A 7,972-nucleotide genomic window follows, 5' to 3' on the forward strand; every position below is an offset into this window, starting at 1 on the left:
CCCTGTCTCAAAAACGGGGGTCAGTCCCATACTCCCTGTGCTTTTTATTTTTGAAGAAAACGGCGTTCAAGCCATTCTACAAGCTGGTACATGATGGTAGCGAAGACGGCGATAATGAAAAGGCTTAAGAACACGAGTGTAAAGTTGAAGACTTGAAAACCGTAAATGATCATGTAGCCGAGCCCTTTTGAGGAAACAAGGAATTCTCCCACAATCACCCCAACCCAAGAAAGACCAACATTGACCTTAATGGCAGAGATCATCGTTGGAATACTTGCTGGCAAAATGACCTCACGAAAGACCACTCTTTTTTCCGCACCAAAGGTTTTCATGACCTTTAAATAATTTTCATCGACTTCTTGAAAGGCCGTATAAATGACGATCGTTGTAATGATCACACTAATGATTGCGCCCATCGCGACAATGCTGATCATGCCAGGCCCAAGGGCAACAATTAAAATCGGGGCTAAAGCGACTTTCGGCATCGCATTTAAAATGACCAAATAAGGATCAAGTACGTTCGAAAGCCGGGTGGACCACCATAAGGCGGCGGCTAACAAAATGCCGCAAAACGTACCAAGAAGAAACCCAAGCACCGTTTCAAACAACGTAATACTCATATGATTCACTAAAGAGCCATCTGATATTTTTTGTATAAACAATTGGCAGACTGCAGATGGTGAACTGAAAATGAGTGGATCAATGAGCCTAAAATGACTGGCAAGCTCCCAAAGTGAAAAGAAACTGGCGAAAATGATCAGCTGATAGACTCGTGTGATGCGTTTTTCCATTCGAACTTTTTTTCGATAGGCTTCATGTAAAAGGTCACTGTGTTTCAACTGTTTTCAGCTCCTTCCAAATCGTTTGAAAGAGCTCTTGAAAGCTTGGTGTTTGTCTCGCTTCAAAGGGAGAGAGGGCTTTCAGGTCATCTGGAACGATAAAGATCCGCTGAATAGAGCCGGGATGTTTTGAGAATAAGAAAATCCGATCGCTCATGGCAATGGCTTCACCAATATCATGCGTGACAAGGACGGCTGTTTTTTGATAGTTTTTTAATGTGTGAAAGACGAGATCTTCTAATGTCAGTTTGGTCTGGTAGTCTAGTGCTGAAAATGGCTCATCTAGTAGAAGCAGGCCGGGATCAACCGCAAGTGTTCGGGCGAGTGCTGCACGCTGCCTCATGCCGCCTGACAGCTCCTTCGGATACTTTTCCTCCACATCATGCAGTCCAAGCTTTGGCAGTAAGCTAAGGGCAGCTGAGGAGGCCTCATGTGAATCTTGTTTTGCAATTTTCAACCCGAGAATGACATTTTCCTTGATCGTTTTCCACGGGAACAAATAATCTTGCTGGAGCATGTAGCCGATTTGATGCTCCTTTTGGTTCGGCTCTTTTCCTTCGATTAAGATTCGACCTTCAGAGGGCGGTGTAATGCCTGCGATGATGGACAGCAGGGTTGTTTTCCCGCAGCCGCTGGGACCAATAAATGAGATGAATTCACCTTGGTCTATCTCCATATTGATGTGCTGTATGGCCGTTGTTTTTTCTTTTAAAGAGAAGTACGTGTGGGTCACATGGTCAATTTGAAGGAAAGACATGTGCTACCTCCTATTCTATTTGTGATCTGTGACCTTCTTTGCAATGGATGAATCGACAAGTTGTTTGTACGGGATAAATTCCGGCAGTTCACCGCTCGCCTTCATGATTTCCTGTAGTTTGTTCCATTCTTCTTCATTTAGAAGGGGATCTGTTGCATATGAGTGCTGCTGCTTGTAGCGTTTGATGGCATTTGATAAGACGTCAACATCCGTATCAGGAAAATGCGATTGGATTGTCTTGGCAATCTCCTCTGGACGCTTCGTTTCTACCCACTTCTGTGCTTTATAAATGGCACGAGTAAAGGCTTCGGCTGTTTCTTTGTTTTTTTCTAAGTAACTCTTCTTTGCCATAAAAGTGGTATAAGGCACCTTGCCAGAAGCCTCTCCAAAGGAGGCGGTAATGTACCCTTTGCCTTCTTTTTCGATTAAGGATGCAGTCGGCTCGAATAACTGGACAAAATCGCCAGTTCCAGAGGAAAAAGCGCCTGAAATGTTGGCAAAATCAATATTTTGAATCATCCGAAGATCCTTTTTCAAATCAATGCCTTCTTTTTTCAGGACATATTCACCGACCATTTGCGGCATACCGCCTTTCCGCTGTCCGAGAAAGTCTTTTCCTTTTAATTGATCCCAAGAGAATTCGTCGATTTTCTCCCTTGAGACAAGAAAAGTACCGTCTGTTTGAGTCAGCTGCGCAAAGTTCATGACAGAGTCTTTTGTCCCTTGGGCTTCCACATAGATAGAGGATTCAGATCCGGTCAGGGCGATATCGGCACCGCCGGATAAAAGAGCTGTCATCGTTTTATCGCCGCCCCAAGTGGTTTTTAATTCAACCTCTAACCCTTCTTCTTTGAAGAACTCCTCTGATAAGGCGACATAAAGCGGAGCATAAAAGACCGAATGGGTCACCTCTGCAACTTGTACGGTCTGCTCTTGTTCTTTTTTACAGGCGACAAATGGAAGAAAGAGCAAGACAACGAATATGAATGCCAGTCTGACTTTAATGGAACGATTCAAGAGTAATTCGCCTCCTTTGTTCTAGATCACTAATTAAAGTATGTCAAAAGGGATTTTTGGTGAGTGCCTAGATGAAATAAGAAGCGCATTGTTTATTTATAGATCGTGCCTTTTTTTCTATACTAGAAGCATGAATGCTTTCTTGAATTTGGCAAAAATAAAGGAGCGGTTTCGTGTATAGATTGAGTTGGATATTTGTTGGATGGTATTTGGTAGGACTCATATTAATGTTTTTTTTCGAAGTGCCGGCATGGCTTCAGTTTGCAAATGGAATCTTCCTTGTGCTGTACGCCTGCTGCGTGATGGAGCTGGGCCGACATATGTATGGATCATGGCGCTTTGTGATCAAACGAGCGGCCATTGTGGGAGCTCTTACGTTTACGATTGAATGGGTCGGAATCACAACGGGCTTTCCATTCGGGGCCTATGATTATTACCCGGCCTTAGGTTTTCTGGTGGCGGGTGTGCCCTTAACGATCGCTTTTGCATGGGTTGGCGTGTTTTTAAATAGTCTTTTTTTATCCGGACAACAATCAAAGTGGGTGCGAGCCGCCGAAACGGGGCTATGGATTGTACTGCTTGATCTCATATTAGATCCAGTAGCGGCTGACCGTAAGTTTTGGGTGTGGTATGACGGTGACGGTTTTTTTGGTATTCCTTTTGAGAATTTTGTGAGCTGGGGTATGATTGGAGCAGGGCTTTCATTTCTTTTTCCGCTCGTCTCGATTGATCAGCAGGTATTGCGCTGGAATGGCCGTATTTATCAAGCGATGGTGATGTTCTTTGGTCTTCTGGCATTAAAGGGCGGGCTGGATGTGATTTTTTATTTAGCACTGATCATTGTCATCTTGTGTGAAGGAAGGGTTCAATTTGAAAGAAAGCGACAAAAGCCGAGCGTTTAGCCGATTATTTTATCTTTATCTTGAACGATATTTACTGAATAAACATTTCCACTGTGTGATGATGCAAGGTACGGTGGACCCAAAAGAGAAGTTACCTGTTCTTTATCTTGCGAATCACAGTTCATGGTGGGATGGACTGATCATCTTTCTATTAACAGAAAAAACATCTGAACGAGATCATTACATGATGATGGAGGAGAAGCAGCTAAAGCAATATGCTTTTTTTCGTAAGCTAGGTGCATTTCCAGTTCATAAAGAGAAGTTGACAAGTGTAAAACAAGCATTGATGACGGCAAAAGCAAATATGCAGGAAGGCGCGGCAGTTTGGCTTTTTCCGCAGGGGAAAATCATGCATCAGGATACAAGGCCGCTTGAACTGGAGGGCGGAGCTTCTTTTTTGGTGAGACAATTTGAGCAGGTCATCGTCAAGCCGGTGACGCTGCATTATACATTTAATCAATTTCAAAAACCGACGGTATCGGTCGTGTTTGGAGAAGACGTTGTACTATCTGGCGGCTCACTTCGAAGCAAGGAAGTAACAAGTATACTTGGAGACCTGCTTGAAACACAGTTAAACCAACATCAAGCGCAGGTCGTCGCTGATCCTGATTTTACAGTAAAGGAACAATTTAGACAGATGACAAGGACAAGCCGGTCAACAAGTGATGCGTTTGATTCCTTTAAGAAGTGGGTGAAAACATGGCGGTCTTTTTAACGGTGATCAGTGCTTTGCTGCTCTGTCAATTGATGTTTACCATCTGGAATATGAAGCAAATCCCTGTGCTTAAGCCTGCGTCTCTGTCGCCTGATGAACCGATTTCATTATCGATCCTCATTCCAGCGAGAAATGAGGAAAAACGTCTGGAAGCGTGTCTTCAGTCGATTGTTGATCAGCATCTTTATCCGAAGGAGCTGATTGTGCTGGATGATCATTCGACAGATCAGACGAGAGCAATTGCTGAGGGCTTCGCAGAGAAATATCCGTGGATTCGTGTGCAGTCAGGTCAAGTGTTGAAGCGAGGCTGGCTTGGTAAATCCTATGCTTGCTCTCAGCTAGCTGAGGCAGCATCTTCTGACTGGCTGTTATTTTTAGATGCAGATGTCCGGTTAAAACAAGGAGCCATCGAGGCGGTGTACAAGCAGTTATGCACGCAAAAAACGGGAATGCTGTCAGGCTTCCCAGAGCAAAAAACAGGGACACCGTTTGAGCATCTTGTGGTCCCTATGATGATGTTTACGATTGGGTGTCATCTGCCAGTGAAATGGGTCAGAAAATCTCAAAACCCGGCTTTTGCCGCAGCTCATGGCGGCTTTATTGCGATTGAAAAGAACTGTTATCACGAAATAGGTGGTCATGAAGCGATCAAGGATTCGCTCGTTGATGATATGGCCTTGGCGAAACGAGTGAAAGCGAAGGGCTTTCCGTTCACACTTGCGAGTATTCATCCGTTTGTCTATATGAGAATGTATGAGAGCGGACAGGAAGTGTGGGAAGGCTATCGAAAAAATTTGTTTCCTGGAGTAAATCGGAGCATTGCTTTGTTAAGCGGTGTCTTTTGTTTATATACAATGCTTTATTTGGTTCCCGTTATTTGTTTCATTATCGCCCTCATTCAGTTTGATGTGGTCAATCTCTGTTTAGCCATTCTTTGCTACGGGCTAGGTGTATCTATTAAAGCGGTCATTGATATCGAAAATGGAAGAACGTCTACGATGGCCTTTTTATTGCCGGTAAGTATCATGAGCCTGATCGCCATTGGTTTTGCTTCTATGAAAATTGGACTGAAAAAAGAAGGGTATGAATGGAAAGGAAGAAGGTACGAATGAAAAAAGTGATCATCATTGGCGGCGGACTTGGCGGGTTGTCAGCGGCAATTCGCTTACAGTCACGCGGGGTTCAGGTCACCATTTTAGAAAAAGAAGCTGCTTTAGGCGGGAAATTACAGCGTCATCAAGGGGCTGGCTACTCTTTTGACCTAGGACCGAGCACCATTACAATGAAGGCGTATTTTGAAGAAGTGTTTACCTCTTGTCAGAGACGGATGGAGGATTATGTCACATTTTATCCGATCTCTCCCCTGACCAAAAATGTATTCTCTGATGGTCATACGGTCGAGTTTACGCCGAATATCGAGCAAATGGAAGCGCAAATTGCCGCATTTAGCCCTGAGGATGCGCAGCAATACCGAGCCTTTTTACAGAATTCAAAAAAGCTTTTCCAAATGGCGGAGGATCAGTTTTTAAATCGTTTGTTATTGACCTGGAAGGATAAAGCGGATCTTAAGCTGGTGAAAGCACTTCTTGCTGTCAAACCGTTTACATCCGTTCAGCGCCTGCTTCGTCAGTATTTTCGTCATCCTCATACATTGGCGATGTTTGGGCGGTATGCAACATACATTGGCTCTTCACCCTACGAGGCTCCCGCTATTTTTAATATGATGGCGTATTTAGAAGGGGAAAAAGGCATTTATGGAATAAAGGGCGGTACGTATCGTTTAGTTGAGGCGTTTGAGACACTCGCAAAGGAATTGGGCGTCCAGATTCATCTCAATGAACAAGTAAATAAAATTCATGTGAGGAATAAACGAATCCAAGGGGTTGAAACAGATCAGCAGGTGTATGAGGCAGATCAAGTCATTGCAGGAGCGGATGCACTGACTGTCTATCGCCATTTGATTGATGAAAAAGACCGTCCTGGCTTTTTAAATCAAAAGCTTTCAAATATCGAACCATCGTTATCTGGCTTTGTTCTTTTACTTGGAATACCTAAAGTCTATGAACAGTTGTCTCATCATAATGTATTTTTTCCAGAGAATTATGAGCAAGAATTCAAGGATATTTTTCAGAAAAAAAAGCTCCCTCAGGACCCGGCGCTTTACATATGTTATTCAGGCCATTCAGAGCCAGCCTTGAGCGGAGGACCGGGAAGAAGCAACCTGTTTGTCCTGGCCAATGCACCTTATGTGACAAAAGAGCAAAATTGGGACATGCTAAAGGAGACGTATCGTCAGCATATCAAAACGAAACTAAAAGAAAAGGGTCTCTTTGATATCGATCAGGTTGTCGAATATGAAGCGGTTCAAACCCCGCTTGATTTGCAGCAAAAAACGGGAGCATATCACGGAGCCATTTATGGCATGTCTTCGAATTCGTTCAAGCAGGCATTTTTCCGTATCAATAATCAATCAAAGGATATTGAAGGGCTTTGGTTTGTTGGAGGCACCAGTCATCCAGGCGGCGGTACTCCGATGGTGACAAAATCAGGTCAGCTTGTTGCAGAAGCGATTATGAAGCAATTGACGTAACACCGAATGAAAAGGAGAGAATTCAAGTGATTGTGGAAAAAAGAAGGTTCCCGTCGCCCCATCCGCATATTCACTTATATACAGTGACATATGAGGCCGATGGACTTCGGATGAAAGGGCTGCTCGCTGAACCGGCCGGAGAAGGTCTCTATGACGGTTTTTTGTATTTACGCGGCGGCATTAAAAATGTGGGGATGGTCAGACCTGGCCGAATTGTGCAATTTGCAGCGCAAGGCTTTGTCGTCTTTGCTCCTTTTTACCGAGGGAATCAAGGAGGCGAAGGGAACGAGGACTTTGCCGGAGAGGATCGGAAAGATGCATTTGCGGCTTTTAATCTGTTAAAAAATCATCAAAAGGTGAAGCAGGATCGCATTCATATCTTTGGTTTTTCCCGTGGCGGTATTATGGGCATTTGGACCGCTGTTGAAATGAAACAGGAAGCCGCCTCCTTTGTGACTTGGGGCGGTGTAAGTGATATGAAGCTCACCTACGAAGAACGTGTGGATATGAGAAGAATGATGAAGCGCGTGATAGGCGGTCCGCCGCACAAGGTGCCAGAAGCATATGAGGCGCGAACCCCTTTGAATGATGTGGACAAAATCGAAGCCCCTGTCTTAATCATCCATGGAGAGCAGGATCAGAATGTATCCATTGAGCATGCGTATTTATTAGAAGATGCGCTGCGTCAGCATGGCAAGTCTGTGGAAACATGGTATTTTCATGGCTACAATCATTATTTCCCGCCGCAGCATAATCGGGAGATTGTCAGACGGCTGACGACATGGATGCACAGCCGTAAAGGCGGAAATGTGGTAAAATAAACAGTAGAAAGAAATTTAGAAAGTAGGGGGATTTTCATTATGGGAATGCCTGTTGAATTTAATACAATGATTGTCACAAAAGGAAAAGAGACAAGAATTGAAGAAAATGTGTTTGAGCTCATGAAGGAAGGGTACCGCATTTATCCATTAAATATTCCGCTTGAGGTGCGCAAAACGAAAGACGGGGAAAAAACAGGGACAGCACATGTAGAAAAGCTCGAGCTGTCAGACGATGTCACGAAGGTGACTTACCGTCTTGTATCATTGCATTCAACGAATTAAAAAAGCTGAGGGAATGATCGGGACTGACCCCCGTTTTTGAGACAGGGAT

The 7,972-nt window shown here is 44.1% G+C and carries 9 protein-coding genes; 6 read left to right on the forward strand and 3 right to left on the reverse strand.

The window, feature by feature from the left end:
• Positions 1–44 precede the first annotated feature (44 nt).
• The 3 genes from BA1_RS17630 to BA1_RS17640 are packed head-to-tail and all read right to left on the reverse strand — an operon-like array spanning position 45 to position 2,613.
• Complete coding sequence (locus BA1_RS17630; RefSeq protein WP_406566838.1) at positions 45–791, reverse strand: ABC transporter permease; 747 nt, start codon at positions 789–791, stop codon at positions 45–47.
• Between the two features lie 34 nt (positions 792–825).
• Positions 826–1,596, reverse strand: coding sequence for an ABC transporter ATP-binding protein (locus BA1_RS17635; protein ID WP_008361915.1), 771 nt, complete (start codon positions 1,594–1,596; stop codon positions 826–828).
• Positions 1,597–1,611: 15 nt separating this feature from the next.
• Entirely contained in the window at positions 1,612–2,613 is a 1,002-nt protein-coding gene (locus BA1_RS17640; RefSeq protein ID WP_008361916.1) for an ABC transporter substrate-binding protein, read from the reverse strand.
• A 173-nt stretch (positions 2,614–2,786) separates the two neighbouring features.
• Between BA1_RS17640 and BA1_RS17645 the strand changes: the two genes are divergently transcribed.
• The 6 genes from BA1_RS17645 to BA1_RS17670 are packed head-to-tail and all read left to right on the forward strand — an operon-like array spanning position 2,787 to position 7,923.
• Complete coding sequence (locus tag BA1_RS17645) at positions 2,787–3,515, forward strand: carotenoid biosynthesis protein (protein WP_034740001.1); 729 nt, start codon at positions 2,787–2,789, stop codon at positions 3,513–3,515.
• A complete protein-coding gene (locus BA1_RS17650; RefSeq protein ID WP_008361921.1) occupies positions 3,484–4,230 on the forward strand; it encodes a lysophospholipid acyltransferase family protein in 747 nt (248 codons plus the stop codon). Before BA1_RS17645 ends, BA1_RS17650 begins: the two co-directional genes overlap by 32 nt.
• Complete coding sequence (locus tag BA1_RS17655) at positions 4,215–5,342, forward strand: glycosyltransferase family 2 protein (RefSeq protein WP_008361923.1); 1,128 nt, start codon at positions 4,215–4,217, stop codon at positions 5,340–5,342. The genes BA1_RS17650 and BA1_RS17655 overlap by 16 nt, the downstream gene beginning before the upstream one ends.
• The gene (locus tag BA1_RS17660; RefSeq protein ID WP_008361925.1) at positions 5,339–6,820 is read left to right on the forward strand and encodes a phytoene desaturase family protein; all 1,482 of its coding nucleotides are present in this window, start codon (positions 5,339–5,341) and stop codon (positions 6,818–6,820) included. The genes BA1_RS17655 and BA1_RS17660 overlap by 4 nt, the downstream gene beginning before the upstream one ends.
• Positions 6,821–6,846: 26 nt before the next feature.
• Positions 6,847–7,641, forward strand: coding sequence for an alpha/beta hydrolase family protein (locus BA1_RS17665; protein ID WP_008361927.1), 795 nt, complete (start codon positions 6,847–6,849; stop codon positions 7,639–7,641).
• A 39-nt stretch (positions 7,642–7,680) separates the two neighbouring features.
• The gene (locus BA1_RS17670) at positions 7,681–7,923 is read left to right on the forward strand and encodes a DUF2584 domain-containing protein (RefSeq protein WP_008361929.1); all 243 of its coding nucleotides are present in this window, start codon (positions 7,681–7,683) and stop codon (positions 7,921–7,923) included.
• Positions 7,924–7,972: the final 49 nt, after the last annotated feature.

The sequence above is a fragment of the Bacillus xiamenensis genome (genome assembly GCF_000300535.1).
Classification (GTDB): domain Bacteria; phylum Bacillota; class Bacilli; order Bacillales; family Bacillaceae; genus Bacillus; species Bacillus xiamenensis.

Bases quoted from the DNA above. Each gene is read 5' to 3' on its own strand.
- BA1_RS17630 (WP_406566838.1), bottom strand. From the start codon at position 791: ATGGAAAAACGCATCACACGAGTCTATCAGCTGATCATTTTCGCCAGT.
- BA1_RS17670 (WP_008361929.1), top strand. From the start codon at position 7,681: ATGGGAATGCCTGTTGAATTTAATACAATGATTGTCACAAAAGGAAAA.
- BA1_RS17660 (WP_008361925.1), top strand. From the start codon at position 5,339: ATGAAAAAAGTGATCATCATTGGCGGCGGACTTGGCGGGTTGTCAGCG.
- BA1_RS17655 (WP_008361923.1), top strand. From the start codon at position 4,215: ATGGCGGTCTTTTTAACGGTGATCAGTGCTTTGCTGCTCTGTCAATTG.
- BA1_RS17635 (WP_008361915.1), bottom strand. From the start codon at position 1,596: ATGTCTTTCCTTCAAATTGACCATGTGACCCACACGTACTTCTCTTTA.